A 16,915-nucleotide genomic window follows, 5' to 3' on the forward strand; every position below is an offset into this window, starting at 1 on the left:
GCCCATCCTCCCCGCCCGGGGCCCCCCCCCCCGGGGCGGGTTCCCCCCCCCCGGCCCCCCCCCCCGGGGCCCCCCGGGCCCGCGCGCCCTCCGCCCCCGACTTCGCCCTCGTCGCCCTCGTCGCGCGCGCGGGCTCGTAGCGCTCGTAGCCCCCGTACGGCCCCGCTCAGCTCCGTGACCGCTGGGTGACCGCGATGCACACCAGCACGGCCGCCGCCGTCAGCGGGGCGGCCGGGGAGAGCCGTTCGTGCAGCAGCAGGACCGACCAGACCAGGGTGAGCAGCGGCTGCGCCAGCTGCAACTGGCTCGCCTTGGGCACCCCGATGACCGCCATGCCCCGGTACCAGACGACCAGCCCCAGGAACTGCGAACCCACCGCGACCCACAGCAGCCCGAGCACGCTGTGGGCGGTCGGGTGCGGGGGCTCGTAGGCCAGCGCGACCACGGCGGCGGGCACCCCGACGGGCAGGCAGAGCACCAGCGCCCAGCCGATGACCTGCCAGCCGGGCATGACCCCGGCCAGCCGGCCGCCCTCGGTGTATCCGGCCGCGCAGATCAGCAGGGCGGCCAGCAGGTACAGGTCGGCGGTGGAGACGGCACCGCCGCTCTGCTGGACGGTGAAGGCGAGCACGGCGGCGGCACCGGCCAGCGCCGCGATCCAGAAGGTCCGGGAGGGCCGGACCCCGGTGCGCAGCGCGGAGAACACCGCGGTCGTGAGCGGCAACAGGCCCACCACCACGGCCGCGTGGGCGGTGGTCGAGGTCTCCAGGGCGAGCGTGGTGAGGAGCGGGAAGCCGACGACGACCCCGGCCGCGACGACGGCGAGCCCGGCCCAGTGGCGGCGGGCGGGCACCGGTATCCGCAGGGCGAGCAGACAGCCGCCGGCGATGAGGGCCGCGAGCACGCTCCGCACGGCCACCAGCGACCAGGGTCCGAACCCCTCCAGGCCCCACGCGGTGGCGGGGAAGGTGAGCGAGAAGGCGACCACGCCGAGCGCGGCCAGCACGGTTCCGGCGGGGACCCGGGAGGCGGGGGTGTCGACCGCTACCGAGGAGACGGGGGTAGCGCTATCGTGTGCTGTCATGCATGAGCGTAGCAGCGTCGGAGAACTCGCCCACCAGCTGCGGCAGGAGTTCGACCGCTACTCACCCGGCGGAAAGCTGCCGTCGAGCCGGGCGCTCGTCGAACGGTTCCGGGTGAGCCCGGTGACCGTCTCGCGCGCCCTCGGACAGCTCGCCGCCGAGGGCCTCGTGGTCACCCGCCCCGGCGCCGGCGCCTTCCGTGCCGCGCCCCCGCCGGCCGCGACGGCGGGCGGCGACACCTCCTGGCAGGAGGTCGCCCTCAGCGCGGACGGCGCCGCCGACCTCGTACCGCGCACGGTCGACGCCTCCGGCGTGCTGGCCACCCTCGCCCAACCGCCGCCCGGCGTCATCGAGTTGACCGGCGGCTACCTGCATCCCTCGTTGCAGCCCGAGCGCGCGATGGCGGCCGCCCTGTCCCGCGCGGGCCGTCGTCCCGGCGCGTGGGGACGGCCGCCGATGGAAGGGCTGCCGGAGCTGCGTGAGTGGTTCGCGCGGAGTATCGGCGGCACCGTCACCGCCGCCGGGGTGCTCATCACGGCGGGCGGCCAGTCGGGACTGACCACCGCCCTGCGCGCGCTGGCACCGCCCGGCGCGGCGGTGCTCGTCGAATCCCCCACCTATCCGGGGATGCTGGCGATCGCCCGGGCCGCGGGGCTGCGCCCGGTCCCGGTACCGGTGGACGCGGACGGGGTGCGGCCGGCGCTGCTCGCCGACGCGTTCCGCGCGACCGGCGCCCGGGTGTTCGTCTGCCAGCCGCTGTTCCAGAACCCGACCGGTGCCGTACTCGCCCCCGAGCGCCGGCCGGAGGTGCTGCGCATCGCCCGTGAGGCCGGCGCGTTCGTCGTGGAGGACGACTTCGCCCGGCTGATGGTCCACGAGGACGCGGGCCCGCTGCCCCGGCCGCTGGCCGCCGACGACCCCGACGGTGTCGTCGTCCACGTCGGTTCGCTCACCAAGGCGACCTCGCCCAGTTTCCGGGTGAGCGCGCTCGCCGCCCACGGACCGGTGCTGGAACGGCTGCGCGCCATTCAGGTCGTCGACACCTTCTTCGTGCCCCGGCCGCTCCAGGAGGCAGCGCTCGAACTGGTCGGCTCACCGGCCTGGCCACGCCATCTCCGCGCCATATCGGCCGAGTTGAGCAACCGCCGCACGCAGATGACGACCGCCCTGCGCCTCGGCCTCCCCGCGCTCGCCCTCCCGCACCTTCCGTCCGGCGGCTACCACCTCTGGCTCCGGCTGCCCGACGGCACGGCCGAGTCCGCCCTGACCTCGGCCGCGCTCCGCGCCGGCGTCGCGATCACTGCGGGCCGCCCCTACTTCAGCGCCGAACCCCCGGCCCCGCACGTCCGGTTGAGCTTCGCGGCGGTCGCCGGCCCGGCCGAGCTGACCGAAGGCGTACGACGCCTGCGGACCGCGTGGGACGAGGCCGGCCCGACGAGCTGAAGCACGGCCGCGCTCAGCGGGATTCGTTGGAGGGCTCGCGGCTCCCGGACTTGGCGAGGCCTCGGCTGATCATGTAGCCGACGGTGAGGATCACGATGTACAGCCGCGCCTTGTCGGCGCGGAAGTGGTCGGCGTGGCCGTCATCGCTGCCTACGACCATGGAAGCGCTGCGCGCCGAGGAGACGGATGGCGCCGCGAAACGGGCAGACCGGCCCCAATCCCCGTCGTTCCGGCGCGAGTTGAGGTCCCGTCGGACCTCATGTGACGGTTTCCGCGGCGCCGCGCGTCTGTGTCCGCGCTTCGGGGGCAGACGGCCGTGGACCGGGTGCGAACGGCACCCGCCGCAGACCGCCGCGAGGCGCCGACCCGTGGGAGCCCCGATGCCGACCGCCGTGCCGGAAAGAGCCGCTGAGACAACCGGAGAAGGAACCCGGGCGGTCCCGGCGGACCACTCGTCCGTCCTCCCCCGCGGTACCGGCATCACCGCCGCGCGGATCGGCGTACTGACCGTCTGCCAGGCCGCCCTGATGGTCGGCTTCGGACTCCTGATCACCGGCCCCGCCCGCCACGTGTGGCCGATGACGGTCGAGGACCACGTCAACGAGGGCTTCGTCCACCTGCGTACGGCCCGGCTCACCACCCTGTCCTACCTCGGCTCGCAGGCGGGCAACACCCTCACGGTGATCGCCATCACCCTGCTGAGCTGCGCGGCCCTGCTGTTCGTACCCCGGCTGCCGATGTGGCGCCAGGCGGTCTTCCTCGCCGTCGCCGTCTCGCTCCAGTCGCTGGTGTTCCTGGCCGTCACCTCCTCGGTGGACCGCCACCGCCCGCACGTGCACCGCCTCGACGCCTCCCCGCCCACGTCCAGCTACACCTCCGGCCACACCGGCGCGGCCACCGCGCTCTACGCCGGACTCGCGGTGCTCGTGCTCTCCCGGGTCCGCCGGCCCTGGCGGTGGCCGCTGGCCGCACTGCTCTTCCTGGTACCGGTCGCCGTCGCCGTCTCCCGCCTCTACCGGGGCATGCACCACCCCACCGACGTGATCGGCGGAATGGTCAACGGCACCCTCTCCCTGCTGATCGTCGGCCGTGCCCTGTTCGCCGACACCTCCGTGACCGCCACCGCCATCCCCGCGCCGCGCGCCGAGCACACCGACGCGACCGACGCCACCGCCGAGGCCGAGTCCGGCACCACCGCCGTGATCTACAACCCCACCGTGACCGGCGAAGCGGCCCGCGAGAAGCTGCGGCGCACTCTCGCCCAACACGGCCACCACGCACCGGAGTTCATCGAGACCACCCCCGACGACCCCGGCACCGGACAGGCCGCCGCCGCGGTCCGGGACGGAGCGACCCTGGTCGTGGTCTGCGGCGGCGACGGCACCGTCAGGGCCGCCGCCGACGCGCTGGCCGGCACCGGCGTACCGCTCGTCGTGGTGCCCTGCGGCACCGGCAACCTGCTGGCCCGCAACCTCGGCCTGCCGCTCACCCCCGACGCCGCGCTCGACGCCGCGCTGTCCGGCACCCCGCACCGCCTCGACCTCGGCCGCATCGAGGGCGACGACCTCGCCCCCACCCACTTCGCCGCGATGTCCGGCGCCGGACTCGACGCCGCGATGCTGGAGAACACCGGCGACCGCGCCAAGTCCGCCGTCGGCTGGCCCGCCTACGTACTCGCCGCCGTCACCACCCTGCGCACGCCCCGGATGCGGCTGACGGTCCGGCTCGACGACGGGCCCGTCCTGCACCGCACGGCCCGCATGGTGCTCCTCGCCAACGTCGGCACCGTACAAGGCGGTCTCACGCTCCTCCCGGCGGCCCGCCCCGACGACGGCCGGCTCGACCTGCTGATCCTCGACCCGCGCGGCCCCGGCGGCTGGCTGCGCGCCCTGGGCACCCTGGTGCGCGGCGGCGGGCGGCAGGCGCGGCCCGCCACCGTGCGGACGCCGCTCCCCGAGGGTGCCGGCACCAAGGACGTACCGGTGGAGTTCCTCACCTTCCGGCGGGCCGAACTCGCCTTCGCCGCACCGCAGTCACGCGAACTCGACGGCGACCCCGTCACCCCGGGCCGGCGCCTCACCGCCGAGGTCAGGCCCGGCGCGCTGACGGTCATGCTGCCCACCCGGGAGAAGTGAATGGGCACCGCCACCAAGGTTCCCGAGACCCGCGACATGGCCGGCGACGAACTCTCCGCCGACGAGGCGCTCACCTCACTGCGCCGCTACGGCGGCTGGCCGCTGCTGCGCGACTCCTTCGTCCGGTTCCGCTACGCCGACGGCTTCAGCCACTCCCGCGCGCTCGCCCTCCAGACGGTGCTGTCGGTGATCCCGCTGGCCATCGCCTTCGTCGGGCTCTCCACCGCGCTGCACACGGAGAACATCGGCAGGCTCGCCGAACTGACCATCCACCGGCTCGCGCAGGGGCCCAGCGCCGACGTCGTCGACGACGCGCTGGCCCGCAGCCGCCGCAGCGCCGGCGACGGTGCCCAGATCGCCCTCTGGTTCGGTCTGCTCTTCTCCCTCGTCAACGTCACCACCGCGATGTGCCAGATCGAACGCGGCGCCAACCGTATCTACGGCAACGAACGGGACCGCCCCTTCCAGTACAAGTACTTGCGCGGACTCGTGATGTCCGTCAGCGCCGGCATCCCGCTCGGCCTCGGCTTCATCGTGATGGTGGCCGGCGGCGACCTGGCCGCCGCGGCGGTGACGGTGTACCACCTCGACGGCGGCGCCAAGACCGTCTGCCAGATCCTGCGCTGGCCCTTCGGCCTGCTGCTCGCCCTCCTCTCGGCGAGCGCGATCTTCCGCCGTTCCCCGCGCCGCCGGCAGCCCGGCTACACCTGGCTGGCCTTCGGCGCCGCCGTGTACCTCGTGCTGTGGACCGCCCTGACCTGGGTACTGAGCCTGTACCTGGACATCAGCGGCTCCTTCGACACGATCTACGGTCCGCTCAGCGCCTTCATGTCGCTGCTGCTCTGGGCCTACCTCACCTCCATCGCCCTCTTCCTGGGCCTGTCCTTCGCCGCGCAGCTGGAGGCCGCGCGGGCACGGCGGCCCGGTCCGATCACACCCGACCCGGGAGTCTGAATGGTCGTCCGTGCCACGGCCCAGCGCCTTCGTGACAGCCGCCGCCGGACGGCCGACCGGCGGTTCGGCATCCACCTGCTCGGCTCGGCCGCCGTCGCCGCCGTGGCCGCCGTCCCCTTCGGTCTGCTGCTCGTCCTCATCGAGGGGCAGTGGCGGCCGCTGCGCCGTCTCGACGTGGGCGCCGCCCGGCGCTTGCACGCGACCGCCCTCGGCCACCCGGCGTGGACGGACACCCTGCGCTTCCTCTCCGACCGGGTGTGGGACCCGACCACCCTGCGGACGGTCGTCGCGCTGCTCACCGGATGGCTGCTGTACCGCCGGGCCTGGCGGCTCGCCGCGTGGTCGGCGGTGACGGCCGTGGCCGGCGGGCTCATCGGGCTGCTGGTCAAAATGGTGGTCGAGCGGGCCCGGCCGTCCCTGGTGGACCCGGTCGCGCACGCACCGGGCTTCTCCTTCCCCTCGGGCCACGCGATGACGGCGACCACGTCGTTCGCCATCCTGCTGCTGGTCCTGCTGCCGATGGTGCCGCGTGCCGTGCGACCGCTGTGCTGGTGCGTCGCGGTCGTCTCCGTGGTCGGAGTCGGCTTCACCCGGGTCGCCCTCGGCGTGCACTGGTTCAGCGACGTCGTGGGCGGCTGGCTCCTCGGTCTCGCCGTCGCCGCCCTCACCACCTGGGCCTTCGAGGCCTGGCGCACCGAAACGGGCCGCGGACCGGCCCCGCTGAAGGAGGGACTGGAACCCGAACTCACCGACCCCGAGCCCGAGTTGGCCCCCGCCACCCCCGCCGCCCCGGACCGCCCCGGCCAGTCCGTAAGCGACTGACGGCCGGGTCCGTGCCGCCCGTCGTCGACCGGGTCCGGATCAGGGGTTGTAGAAGACATCGGTGAACGTACGGTCGAAGCGCCCCGCGGCCAGGTCCGCGCGCTGGATCACCCAGTGGACGGACGCGCTCTCCCACCCCTGTACGTCCGCGCCGGCGTGCCAGTCGGCGAGCAGCACCCAGTCCGAGACGTCGGCGGAGACCTCACCGTCCCACCGGCCCGCTCCGGCCGCTTCCACGGCGGAGGAGGCGGCACGGGCGACCGGGTCGGTGTAGATCGCCTCCTCGTCGGCGTATCCCCCGATCCGCAGCGATCCGGCGGGGGCGACGGCGTCCTGGACGGACTCCCAGACCTCGACGAGTTCCTCGGCGCGGGGGTGCCCGGGAAGCGGTTCGCTCCACGGTGCGCGGGCGAGGTCGACCGCGTGGTGGTAGGGCAGCGACGGACCGGTCACCGCGCGCAGCGGGCCCTGCGGGAAGGCCGCGAACATCGTCTCGAAGTCGTCGATGTCGTAGGGGTTCCAGGCGTTCCTGTCCCGCTCCGTCACGGCCGCGCCGGCGGGGACGTGCACCACGGCGCCCATGGTCTCGTAGGCGCCGGCGGACTCCGGGAAGGCGAAGAGCAGCAGCTGGCCGTCGGCGGGCAGCGGCAGGTCCGTCGCGTCGGCGGGCAGGGCCGCGAGGTCGAGGGAGGCGACGAACGGGTAGGCGGGGTCCGGCAGTTCGGCCGGCAGCAGGAGCGGACCGCCGAACCGGCCGACGACCGGTCCGTCCCCGTCCCGCGTCAGCGTCACACGCGGGCGGGCGGTGGCCAGCCACCGTTCCACATCGTCGGCGGGTATGTCCCGCGCGACCGCCTCGTCACGGAACGGACGTAACAGGTTCCACATCTCGGAAATCATGCGCAGACCCTAGACGAGGGGACTGACATGGAGGCGTCGGGGCCGCGGGCGGGCCGCCGAAGGGGCGCGAGCGGGTGGGGAGCGTCGCCGAGACCTTGACCAGGGCGTAGGCCGTGACCGGCTTCGCCGGGATCGACCTAGCCGTGACCGACTTCGCCGGGATCGGCCCCACGACGTACCGGTACCTCCACGAGGACACTGACGTCATCCGCGCCACGACCCGGCCGCACCACCGAGCCCGCCCCGCCCGGCAAATCCGCTCGACTCGGCCACCCCCCGCCTGCGAGTCTCCCGGCATGACCGACCTCACCCGCCTTCCCGAGGGCTACGAGTTCTCCGCCGACCCCGCCCGCGTGGACGTCGAGCGCACGCATCGCTGGCTGTCCACCGACGCCTACTGGGCGCTCGGCCGCTCCCGGGAGAAGCACGAGCGGGCGGTCGCGGCCTCCCTGAACTTCGGGGTGTACGACACGGCTTCGGGGGAGCAGGTGGCGTACGCGCGGGTGCTGACCGACGGGGCGCTGTTCGCCTGGCTGTGCGATGTGTACGTGGACCCGTCGGTGCGCGGCAAGGGCATCGGCACGGCGCTCGTGGGTGCCGTACGGGAGGAGCTGCGGCCCTGCGGGCTGCGCCGGATCGTGCTCGCCACCCACGACGCGCACGGGGTGTACGAGAAGCTGGGATTCAGGCCACTGGAACGGCCCGACCAGTGGATGGCCCTGGTTTTCGAGTGACTTGTCCGGGCTGGTCCTGACTTCGAAGTAAGGTTTCGCCCGTCCTGGCCGCATCCCGGCCGCCCACCCTTGACCTGCCTACCTTTGCGGAACACCATCGCCGCATGCCACTTCGGGTCACGTTCGTCGCCGCCGCGCGCAGCTCCTCGCTGCTCGCGGAACGCTTCGAGGACGACCGCCCGCTGGACCAGGCGGGCTGGGAGGAGGCGCAGCGCGCCGCACCGGGTCTGCTGCCGCTCGCCGCGGCCGAACTGCGCTACTGCGCGCCCACCCCGCGCAGCCGGGAGACCGGTGCCGCCCTCGGTTACGCGCCGCTGGTCCAACTCGCCCTGCGGGACTGCGACATGGGCCGGTGGCGGGGGTTCACGCTGGGGGAGGCGATGGCCCGCGAACCGGCAGCGGTGGACGCCTGGCTCGCGGACCCGCGCTCCACCCCGCACGGCGGCGAGTCGCTGCTGGCCTTCATCTCCCGGGTGGGCGGCTGGCTCGACACCCGGCCGGTCGAGGACGGCGGCCGGATCGTCGCCGTGGCCGAACCCGCGGTGATCCGCGCGGCCCTCGTCTACGCCCTGAAAGCGGCCCCCTCGACCTACTGGAACATCGACGTACGGCCGCTGTCGACGACCACCGTCATGGGCTGGTCGGGACGCTGGAGCCTGCGCATCGAGGGGGCGGCGGTTCAGCCCTCGCGCGCGTAGTCGGTGACGAGCAGGAGATCCTTGGCGGGGCCGCCGACGCGCCACACCGTGCGCCAGCGGTCCGCGTCGAGGACGGTGAACTCGCCCCGGTACAGATCCGCCGAGCAGGGGTGGTCGGCGAGGTACCGGCCGGAGCTCAGGTCCAGCTCGTGGAAGGGGCGCCCGTCGGCGAAGCGGACGTCCGCCGTGCCCGGCGCGCGGCCCGGCAGGAAGCGCAGCGTCCGTTCGGCGGGCCGGGCCACCCCCTGCCAGGTGAAGGTGCCGGACTCGCTGTGCAGCAGGCCTCGCTCCAGCGGGGAGAAAGCGGTGACGCCCGCGAAGTGCCCCTCGTGGCCGCCCGCCAGATCCCGTACGACGCGCTCCACCCGCCAGCGTCCGGCGAGATGGGCCAGCACGTCCGGCACGGGCCAGTACTCGCCCATCGTCACACCCTCCTCGGCACCACGCGCATGCCGTCGACCCTACGTCCCCGCCACGGGCCCCTCCGCGGTGCTCACGCCTCCTGCCGCTGTTCCACGGGCAGCAGCCCGCGCTCACCGAAGACCTTCTTGGCGACGAACGTGGCGTTCAGGGCCTTGGGGAAGCCGCAGTACCCGGCGGAGTGCAGCAGTGCCTCGGTGATCTGCGCCGCGGTGAGACCGACGTTGAGCGCCGCGTTGATGTGCACCTCCAGCTGGGGCTCGCAGCCGCCGAGCGCGGTGAGCATGCCCAGTGTCACCAACTGGCGGTCGCGGGGCGCCAGTCCGGGCCGGGAGTAGATCTCGCCGAAGCCCCAGGCGACGATCGCGTGCCCCAGTTCCGGGCTGACGTCGGAGAGGGAGTCGATGACCCGCTGCCCGGCCTCGCCGTCGACAGCGCGCAGGACCTCCAGTCCGTGGGCGAAGCGCTCCGCACGGGTGGTGCTCTCGTTCGTGTCGCCGGTCTCGCCGGTCTCGCCGGTGCCTGCGGTGCTGGTGCCGCTCATGTCGGTCCGTCCGTTTCCGGCGGCTCGTCGCCGAGCAGCCGTTCGTAGTGGTCGATCTTGTCGTCCAGCGCGACCGCGTCACGGCTCAACGCCTCGATGCGGTCGGCCAGTTCGGCCCGGTGCGTGCGGAGCAGCGCCAGCCGGTCCGCGACCGTGACGTTCCCCGCCGCCCGCAACCGGGCGAACCGGCGCATGTCCGCGACCGACATGCCTGTCTCCCGCAGCCGCAGCAAGAACTCCAGCCAGGCCAGATCCGCCGCCTGGTAGCGCCGCTGGTTCCCGGTGCTCCGCCCGACCCGCTCGATCAGGCCGGCCCGCTCGTAGTAGCGCAACGTGTCGTGCGAGAGTCCGGTCCGCTCGGCCACCTGCGCGATGGTCAGGGTCGGTCCCCGGCCCTGGGGGAGGGGCTGTCCGCTGCTCATGGACGCAACCGTAGAACCTGGAGCGCGCGCCAGGTCAAGGGCTGCCTTCCGAGGGCCTGGCAGGTGAGTGCCGTGCCTGGCCGGTCGAGCGCTACCGAACGGGAAGGAGGAGGGTGGCCCGGCGTGGTCAGCTGTCCGTGGCCGGGCCGGGCGCGAGGCCGCCGTCGCCGCATACGGCACGGCAGCTGAGGACGAAGGCGTCGACGGCGTCGTCGAGTGGGGTGCGGGGCCGGGCGACACCGATCCGGCTGGGACTGACACCCGTCACGGGCCGGTAGACGACGTCCGGGCGCTGGTAGAAGCGTGCGCTCGTTCGCGGCGCTGGCCACGAAGCCGACCCGTAGCGTGCGGGCGGCCCGGGCGGTGGCGCCCCGGGTGCCGCGCAGCGCACGCTCCCAGGCCGTCAGCACGGCGCCGGCGTGGGCGGCCAGAGCCTCACCGGCCTCGGTGCGGGCCATCCCGGCGCGCGAACGGACGAACAGGTCCACTCCCAGCTGGGCCTCCAGCTGCCGTATCCGCTTCGTCAGCGCGGGCTGCGAGAGGTGGAGGCGCTCGGCGGCCCGCGTGAGGTTGCCCTCCTCGACCACCGCGGCGAAGTACCTCAGCAGACGACTCGACGAAGTGGTCAGCTTCTTCGACCAGCTCGGCAGGGCGGGCTTCCAGGCCGAACCCGTGTTCCTCGGCAGCGACGGCGAGTACGTCGTCGACATCCACCGAGGCTGGACGACCCGGGGCGTGGGCGAGGTCGACACGATGTGGGCGCTGGTGTGGCACTTCGACGCCGACGGCCGGGTCGACCGAGTGGTCAACCTCAGCGGCGACCAACACCAGATGGACACGTACGTCTGGGCCAACTTCCCGCTGGCCCCCCTCCCGCTCCGCCTCGCCAGAGAGGAGAAGGAAGCCGAGTGAAGATCACCGTGATCGGGGCGACCGGTGCCGTACCGGCCGAAGGGGGCGCCCGGTCACAGCAGCCGATGGTTCCGGGTGACCCCAAGATTGCATAAACGTGCAGCGAAACGTATAGTCATGCCATCCCAGGAGGAGGGTTCCATGACGGTACGTGCGGCAGTGGCCGGAGCGAGCGGGTACGCGGGCGGGGAGCTGCTGCGCCTGCTCCTGACCCACCCCGAGGTCGAGATCGGCGTCCTGACCGGCAACTCCAACGCCGGACAGCGGCTCGGCGCGCTCCAGCCGCACCTGCTGCCGCTGGCCGGCCGGGTCCTCGCGGACACCACCCCCGAGACCCTCGCCGGACACGACGTCGTCTTCCTCGCGCTGCCGCACGGACAGTCCGCCGCCGTCGCCGAGCGGCTCGGCCCGGACGTCCTCGTCGTCGACATGGGCGCCGACTTCCGGCTGCGGGACGCGGCCGACTGGGAGCGGTTCTACGGTTCCGCGCACGCCGGCGCCTGGCCCTACGGCCTCCCCGAACTGCCGGGCGCGCGGGCCGCGTTGGAGGGGACCAAGCGCATCGCGGTGCCCGGCTGTTACCCGACCGCGGCCTCCCTCGCGCTCTTCCCCGCGTACGCGGCCGGGCTCGCCGAGAACGAGGCCGTGATCGTCGCCGCCTCCGGCACCTCTGGGGCGGGCAAGTCCCCCAAGGCGCATCTGCTGGGCAGCGAGGTCATGGGCTCCATGTCGCCGTACGGCGTCGGCGGAGGCCACCGGCACACCCCCGAGATGGTGCAGAACCTCGGCGCCGCGGCCGGCGAGCCGGTCACCGTCTCCTTCACGCCCACCCTCGCGCCGATGTCCCGCGGCATCCTCGCCACCTGTAGCGCCAAGGCGAGGCCCGGCGTCACCGCCGACGCGGTGCGCGCCGCCTACGAGAAGGCCTTCGCCGACGAGCCGTTCGTCCACCTGCTGCCCGAGGGGCAGTGGCCGGCGACGGCGGCCGTCCACGGTTCCAACGCCGTTCAGGTGCAGGTCGCGTACGACGGGGACGCGGGCCGCATCATCGCGATCAGCGCCATCGACAACCTGACCAAGGGCACCGCGGGCGGTGCCGTACAGAGCATGAACATCGCCCTCGGGCTCGACGAGACCACCGGGCTTTCCACGATCGGAGTCGCACCGTGAGCGTCACGGCAGCACAGGGATTCACGGCGGCGGGCATCGCCGCCGGAATCAAGGAGAACGGCAACCCGGACCTGGCCCTCGTGGTCAACAACGGGCCCCGCCTCGCCGCCGCGGGCGTCTTCACCTCCAACCGCGTCAAGGCCGCCCCGGTCCTCTGGTCCGAGCAGGTCCTCAAGGGCGGCCGGGTCTCCGCCGTGATCCTCAACTCCGGTGGCGCCAACGCCTGTACGGGACCCAAGGGCTTCCAGGACACCCATGCCACGGCGGAACGGACCGCCGCCGTGCTCGGCCACAACGCCGCCGAGGTCGCCGTCGCCTCCACCGGTCTGATCGGGCAGCTGCTGCCGATGGAGAAGCTGCTCCCGGGAGTCGACGCCGCCGCCGCCCAGCTCTCGCCGCACGGCGGGGAGAAGGCCGCCATCGCGATCAAGACCACCGACACCGTCCACAAGACCTCCGTCGTGACGAAGGACGGCTGGACCGTCGGCGGCATGGCCAAGGGCGCCGGCATGCTCGCCCCGGGCCTCGCCACCATGCTCGTCGTCCTCACCACCGACGCCGACCTCGACAGCGAGACGCTGGACGGGGCGCTGCGCGCCGCCACCCGGACCACCTTCGACCGGGTCGACTCCGACGGCTGCATGTCCACCAACGACACCGTGCTGCTGCTCGCCTCCGGCGCCTCCCGACTCGTCCCGGACGAGGCCGAGTTCGCCGAGGCGGTGCGGGCCGTCTGCGACGACCTCGGGCAGCAGCTGATCCGGGACGCCGAGGGCGCCAGCAAGGACATCAAGGTCGAGGTGGTGAACGCCGCGACCGAGGACGACGCCGTCGAGGTGGGCCGCTCCATCGCCCGCAACAACCTCCTCAAATGCGCGATCCACGGCGAAGACCCCAACTGGGGACGGGTGTTGTCCGCGATCGGCACCACCGCCGCCGCCTTCGAACCCGACCGGCTCAACGTGGCGATCAACGGCGTCTGGGTGTGCAAGAACGGCGGTGTCGGCGAGGACCGGGAGAAGGTCGACATGCGCTACCGCGAGGTGCACATCGTCGCCGACCTCGCCGCCGGCACCGAGACCGCGACGATCTGGACCAACGACCTCACCGCCGAATACGTCCACGAGAACAGCGCGTACTCCTCATGACCAACGTGACCAGGAAGCACACCGCGCTCCCCAAGGCGCAGATCCTCATCGAGGCGCTGCCCTGGCTGACCCGGCACAACGGCAGGACGGTCGTCATCAAGTTCGGCGGCAACGCCATGGTCGACGACGAGCTGAAGGCCGCGTTCGCCCAGGACGTCGTCTTCCTGCACCACGCCGGCCTCAAGCCCGTCGTCGTGCACGGCGGCGGCCCGCAGATCAGCGCCGCCCTCGACCGGCACGGCATCGTCAGCGAGTTCAAGGCCGGCCTTCGCGTCACCACCGAGGAGGCCATGGACGTCGTCCGCATGGTGCTCGCCGGACAGGTGCAGCGCGAACTGGTCGGGCTGCTCAACCAACACGGCTCGCTCGCCGTCGGGTTGACCGGCGAGGACGCGCGCACCATCACCGCCACCAAGCACCAGCCCGAGATCGACGGGGAGTTGATCGACATCGGGCGGGTGGGCGAGATCACCGCGATCGACACCGGCGCCATCGAGGCGCTGCTCGCCGACGGCCGTATCCCGGTCGTCTCGTCGATCGCCCGCAGCCAGGACGAAGGGGACACCGGGCATGTCTACAACGTCAATGCTGATACGGCGGCTGCGGCACTCGCTGCGGCACTGGGGGCCGAAACCCTCATGGTCCTCACGGACGTCGAGGGTCTCTACGAGGACTGGCCGCACAGCGACGAGGTGATCAGCCGCCTCACCGCCGCCGAACTGGAGAAGCTGCTGCCGGAGTTGTCCGCCGGCATGGTGCCGAAGATGGAGGGCTGTCTGCACGCCGTGCGCAACGGCGTCAACACCGCCCGGGTCATCGACGGCAGGGTCCCGCACTCGATCCTGCTGGAGATCTTCACCGACGAGGGCATCGGCACGATGGTCGTGCCCGACCGCAAGCCCGACGAAAACCCGGACGCACAGGGGGAGTTGTGAACAACCAGGAACTGACCGCGCGCTGGCGGGGTGCGCTCATGAACAACTACGGCACCCCGCGCCTGGCCCTCGTCCGCGGCGCGGGCGCCACGGTCTGGGACGCCGACGGCAAGCGGTACACCGACTTCGTCGGCGGCATCGCCGTCAACGCCCTCGGCCACGCCCACCCGGCGGTCGTCGAGGCCGTCAGCCGGCAGATCGCCTCCCTCGGCCACGTCTCCAACCTCTTCATCGCCGAACCGCCCGTCGCCCTCGCCGAACGGCTGCTCCAGCGCTTCGGCCGCGACGGCAAGGTGTTCTTCTGCAACTCCGGCGCCGAGGCCAACGAGGGCGCCTTCAAGATCGGCCGGCTGACCGGCCGCACCCACATGGTCGCCACCGAGGGCGGCTTCCACGGCCGCACCATGGGCTCCCTCGCGCTGACCGGCCAGCCCGGCAAGCGGGAGCCCTTCCGGCCGCTGCCCGGCGACGTCACCCACGTGCCCTACGGCGACGCGCAGGCCCTCGCCGCCGCGGTCACCCCGGAGACCGCCCTCGTGATCATCGAACCGGTGCAGGGCGAGAACGGGGTCGTCGTACCGCCCTCCGGCTATCTGAAGGCGGCCCGCGCGATCACCGCGGCCTCCGGGTCGCTGCTCGTCCTCGACGAGGTGCAGACCGGAATCGGCCGTACCGGGCACTGGTTCGAGTACCAGGCCCACGACGGCGTCCTGCCGGACGTCGTCACCCTGGCCAAGGGACTCGGCGGCGGGCTGCCGCTCGGCGCCACCGTCGCCTTCGGACGCGCCGCCGAGCTGCTCCAGCCCGGCCAGCACGGCACGACGTTCGGCGGCAACCCGGTCGCCTGCGCCGCCGGAATCGCCGTACTCGACACCATCGAGGCCGAGGGACTGCTGGCGAACGTGAAGCGGCAGAGCGAGAAGCTGCGCGGCGGAATCGAGTCGCTCGCCCACCCGTTGGTCGACCATGTCCGGGGCGCGGGCCTCCTCCTGGGTATCGTGCTCACCGAGCCGCTCGCGCCCCGGGCGCAGCAGGCGGCTCAGGACGCCGGCTTCCTGGTGAACGCGCCCGCCCCCGATGTCGTACGACTGATGCCGCCGCTGAACCTCGGCGACGACGAGGCGGACGCCTTCCTCCAGGCACTGCCCGGCATTCTGGACGTGACCGAGGGGGACGGATGATCCGGGGAATGAGACGACGATGAGTCAGGCGCAGGAGCACGAGCACGTCGCGGGACCGGCCGTGCCGCAGACCCGCACCGCCCGCCACCGCCGGATCGTGGACATCCTCAACCGCCAACCGGTGCGCTCGCAGAGCCAGTTGGCGAAGCTGCTGGCTGACGACGGGCTCAGCGTCACCCAGGCGACGCTCTCCCGCGACCTCGACGAGCTGAACGCGGTGAAGATCCGCAACAACGACGGCGACCTCATCTACGCGGTACCGAGCGAGGGCGGCTTCCGCACCCCGCGCGCCCCGCTGGGGGAGTCGGCGAAGGAGGAGCGGATGCGGCGGCTCTCGGCGGAGCTGCTGATCTCCGCGGAGGCCTCCGCCAACCTGGTGGTCCTGCGCACCCCTCCGGGCGCCGCGCAGTTCCTCGCCTCGGCGATCGACCAGGCGGAGCTCCAGGACATCCTCGGCACCATCGCCGGCGACGACACCCTGCTGCTGATCAGCCGGAACCCGACCGGCGGCCAGGCGCTGGCCGACCATCTGCTGCGGCTGGCACAGAACCACCACTGACCCGCGCCGACGAGTCGGGGGTGCACCGGAGTTTCCCGGTGCACCCCCGACTCGCATGGGGGAGTCTCAGCCCAGCCGGGCCGCCAGCCCTCCGGTGCAGCGGACCTCGTCGCCGGCCGTGATGAGCAGCGCCTCGACGTCCGGCAGCGACTCCAGCCACCGGAGCCCCTCCCGCGCGCCCATCGCGAACGCGGCCGTGGCCCAGCAGTCCGCCCAGGTCAGCCGGGGCGCGACCACCGTCACCGCGACCAGGTCGGTCACCGCCGACCTGCCCGTGCGGGGGTCCACGATGTGCGCGCCGCGCTCCGCCGTACCGGAGGTGGCCACGGCCAGCTCGTCTGCGCCGGCGGTCGAGATCACCGCCGCGAGACCGCCCGGGCGCAGCGGATCGGAGACCCCGACCCGCCAGGGGCGGTGCGGTCCGGGCGTCCCGAGCATCTGGACGTCACCGCCGCCGTTCACGCTGACCCCGCGCACCCCGGCCGCCGCGATCATCCGGGCCGCCCGTTCGGCGGCCCAGCCCTTCACGATGCCGGTCGGGTCGAGCGGTCCCCGGTACCGCGTGCTGAACCAGCCCTCGCTCAACCGCTCGGCCTCGGCGGCGAGTTCGAGCACCTCGGCGATCTCGGGGTCGCACTCGCGCACGGTCAGCTCGTCCCGGGCGAGCCGGGAGAGCTGGCTGTCCTCGCGGTAGGTGCTGAACACCTCGTCCACGCGGTGGAGTTGGGCGACCGCCTGCTCCAACGCGGCCTGGACGGGCTCGGGTTGCCCGCCGCGGATGTCGAAGGAGAAAACGGTCCCCATGACCTCCTCGGCGTGCCGCACCGCGGCCGGCGCCTCCGCGGACCCGGTCATC

The 16,915-nt window shown here is 73.2% G+C and carries 20 protein-coding genes and 1 pseudogene; 12 read left to right on the forward strand and 9 right to left on the reverse strand.

Annotation, left to right across the window (positions count from 1 at the left end; translation table 11 throughout):
- Positions 1-166: 166 nt before the first annotated feature.
- On the reverse strand, positions 167-1,084 hold the full coding sequence (locus ABZT12_RS09965) for a DMT family transporter (RefSeq protein WP_356380296.1): 918 nt from the start codon (positions 1,082-1,084) through the stop codon (positions 167-169).
- Between ABZT12_RS09965 and ABZT12_RS09970 the strand changes: the two genes are divergently transcribed.
- Positions 1,083-2,525 (forward strand): PLP-dependent aminotransferase family protein, encoded by a 1,443-nt coding sequence (locus tag ABZT12_RS09970; protein WP_356380299.1) that lies wholly within the window; start codon positions 1,083-1,085, stop codon positions 2,523-2,525. The genes ABZT12_RS09965 and ABZT12_RS09970 overlap by 2 nt on opposite strands.
- 13 nt (positions 2,526-2,538) lie before the next feature.
- Here ABZT12_RS09970 and ABZT12_RS09975 read toward each other — a convergent pair whose 3' ends face one another.
- Positions 2,539-2,685 carry a hypothetical protein gene (locus ABZT12_RS09975; RefSeq protein WP_356380302.1) on the reverse strand — a complete coding sequence of 49 codons (147 nt, stop codon included), beginning with the start codon at positions 2,683-2,685 and terminating at the stop codon, positions 2,539-2,541.
- A 220-nt stretch (positions 2,686-2,905) separates the two neighbouring features.
- Between ABZT12_RS09975 and ABZT12_RS09980 the strand changes: the two genes are divergently transcribed.
- From ABZT12_RS09980 to ABZT12_RS09990, 3 genes are read left to right on the forward strand one after another with little or no spacing between them, the layout of a single operon-like run.
- Entirely contained in the window at positions 2,906-4,660 is a 1,755-nt protein-coding gene (locus ABZT12_RS09980) for a diacylglycerol kinase family protein (RefSeq protein WP_356380305.1), read from the forward strand.
- Positions 4,661-5,614, forward strand: a complete 954-nt coding sequence (locus ABZT12_RS09985; protein ID WP_356380308.1) for a YihY/virulence factor BrkB family protein — start codon at positions 4,661-4,663, stop codon at positions 5,612-5,614.
- Entirely contained in the window at positions 5,615-6,436 is an 822-nt protein-coding gene (locus tag ABZT12_RS09990) for a phosphatase PAP2 family protein (RefSeq protein WP_356380310.1), read from the forward strand.
- 39 nt (positions 6,437-6,475) lie between these two features.
- Here the strand turns inward: ABZT12_RS09990 and ABZT12_RS09995 are convergent, their stop codons facing one another.
- Positions 6,476-7,336 carry a DUF1963 domain-containing protein gene (locus tag ABZT12_RS09995; protein ID WP_356380313.1) on the reverse strand — a complete coding sequence of 287 codons (861 nt, stop codon included), beginning with the start codon at positions 7,334-7,336 and terminating at the stop codon, positions 6,476-6,478.
- Between the two features lie 296 nt (positions 7,337-7,632).
- Here ABZT12_RS09995 and ABZT12_RS10000 point away from each other — a divergent pair, with 296 nt between their 5' ends.
- Both ABZT12_RS10000 and ABZT12_RS10005 read left to right on the forward strand, forming a co-directional pair.
- A complete protein-coding gene (locus ABZT12_RS10000; RefSeq protein ID WP_356380316.1) occupies positions 7,633-8,070 on the forward strand; it encodes a GNAT family N-acetyltransferase in 438 nt (145 codons plus the stop codon).
- A gap of 104 nt (positions 8,071-8,174) precedes the next feature.
- Positions 8,175-8,768, forward strand: a complete 594-nt coding sequence (locus tag ABZT12_RS10005) for a histidine phosphatase family protein (protein ID WP_356380318.1) — start codon at positions 8,175-8,177, stop codon at positions 8,766-8,768.
- Here ABZT12_RS10005 and ABZT12_RS10010 read toward each other — a convergent pair.
- The 5 genes and pseudogenes from ABZT12_RS10010 to ABZT12_RS10030 all read right to left on the reverse strand — a co-directional run.
- On the reverse strand, positions 8,750-9,190 hold the full coding sequence (locus ABZT12_RS10010) for a DUF6314 family protein (protein ID WP_356380321.1): 441 nt from the start codon (positions 9,188-9,190) through the stop codon (positions 8,750-8,752). The genes ABZT12_RS10005 and ABZT12_RS10010 overlap by 19 nt on opposite strands.
- Before the next feature lie 71 nt (positions 9,191-9,261).
- Complete coding sequence (locus tag ABZT12_RS10015; RefSeq protein ID WP_356380324.1) at positions 9,262-9,732, reverse strand: carboxymuconolactone decarboxylase family protein; 471 nt, start codon at positions 9,730-9,732, stop codon at positions 9,262-9,264.
- On the reverse strand, positions 9,729-10,154 hold the full coding sequence (locus tag ABZT12_RS10020) for a MerR family transcriptional regulator (protein WP_356380327.1): 426 nt from the start codon (positions 10,152-10,154) through the stop codon (positions 9,729-9,731). Before ABZT12_RS10020 ends, ABZT12_RS10015 begins: the two co-directional genes overlap by 4 nt.
- A gap of 127 nt (positions 10,155-10,281) precedes the next feature.
- Complete coding sequence (locus tag ABZT12_RS10025) at positions 10,282-10,422, reverse strand: hypothetical protein (RefSeq protein WP_356380883.1); 141 nt, start codon at positions 10,420-10,422, stop codon at positions 10,282-10,284.
- Positions 10,423-10,456: 34 nt separating this feature from the next.
- A pseudogene (locus tag ABZT12_RS10030) lies at positions 10,457-10,783 on the reverse strand (LysR family transcriptional regulator); the annotation flags it as partial.
- Here ABZT12_RS10030 and ABZT12_RS10035 point away from each other — a divergent pair.
- The 6 genes from ABZT12_RS10035 (at position 10,719) to ABZT12_RS10060 (ending at position 16,059) form a co-directional block, all read left to right on the forward strand.
- Entirely contained in the window at positions 10,719-11,066 is a 348-nt protein-coding gene (locus ABZT12_RS10035) for a hypothetical protein (RefSeq protein ID WP_356380886.1), read from the forward strand. The pseudogene ABZT12_RS10030 and the gene ABZT12_RS10035 overlap by 65 nt on opposite strands.
- A gap of 141 nt (positions 11,067-11,207) precedes the next feature.
- Complete coding sequence (gene argC, locus ABZT12_RS10040) at positions 11,208-12,236, forward strand: N-acetyl-gamma-glutamyl-phosphate reductase (protein ID WP_356380330.1); 1,029 nt, start codon at positions 11,208-11,210, stop codon at positions 12,234-12,236.
- Complete coding sequence (argJ, locus tag ABZT12_RS10045; RefSeq protein ID WP_356380333.1) at positions 12,233-13,384, forward strand: bifunctional glutamate N-acetyltransferase/amino-acid acetyltransferase ArgJ; 1,152 nt, start codon at positions 12,233-12,235, stop codon at positions 13,382-13,384. The genes argC and argJ overlap by 4 nt, the downstream gene beginning before the upstream one ends.
- Positions 13,381-14,319: an acetylglutamate kinase gene (argB, locus tag ABZT12_RS10050; protein ID WP_356380336.1), complete on the forward strand. Its 939-nt coding sequence runs from the start codon at positions 13,381-13,383 to the stop codon at positions 14,317-14,319. Before argJ ends, argB begins: the two co-directional genes overlap by 4 nt.
- Complete coding sequence (locus tag ABZT12_RS10055) at positions 14,316-15,500, forward strand: acetylornithine transaminase (protein WP_356380339.1); 1,185 nt, start codon at positions 14,316-14,318, stop codon at positions 15,498-15,500. The genes argB and ABZT12_RS10055 overlap by 4 nt, the downstream gene beginning before the upstream one ends.
- Positions 15,501-15,519: 19 nt before the next feature.
- On the forward strand, positions 15,520-16,059 hold the full coding sequence (locus tag ABZT12_RS10060) for an arginine repressor (RefSeq protein ID WP_356380342.1): 540 nt from the start codon (positions 15,520-15,522) through the stop codon (positions 16,057-16,059).
- Positions 16,060-16,125: 66 nt separating this feature from the next.
- Here the strand turns inward: ABZT12_RS10060 and ABZT12_RS10065 are convergent, their stop codons facing one another.
- Complete coding sequence (locus ABZT12_RS10065; protein WP_356380847.1) at positions 16,126-16,914, reverse strand: FAD:protein FMN transferase; 789 nt, start codon at positions 16,912-16,914, stop codon at positions 16,126-16,128.
- Position 16,915: the final 1 nt, after the last annotated feature.

The sequence above is a fragment of the Streptomyces sp. NPDC005423 genome (assembly GCF_040606415.1).
GTDB lineage: Bacteria > Actinomycetota > Actinomycetes > Streptomycetales > Streptomycetaceae > Streptomyces.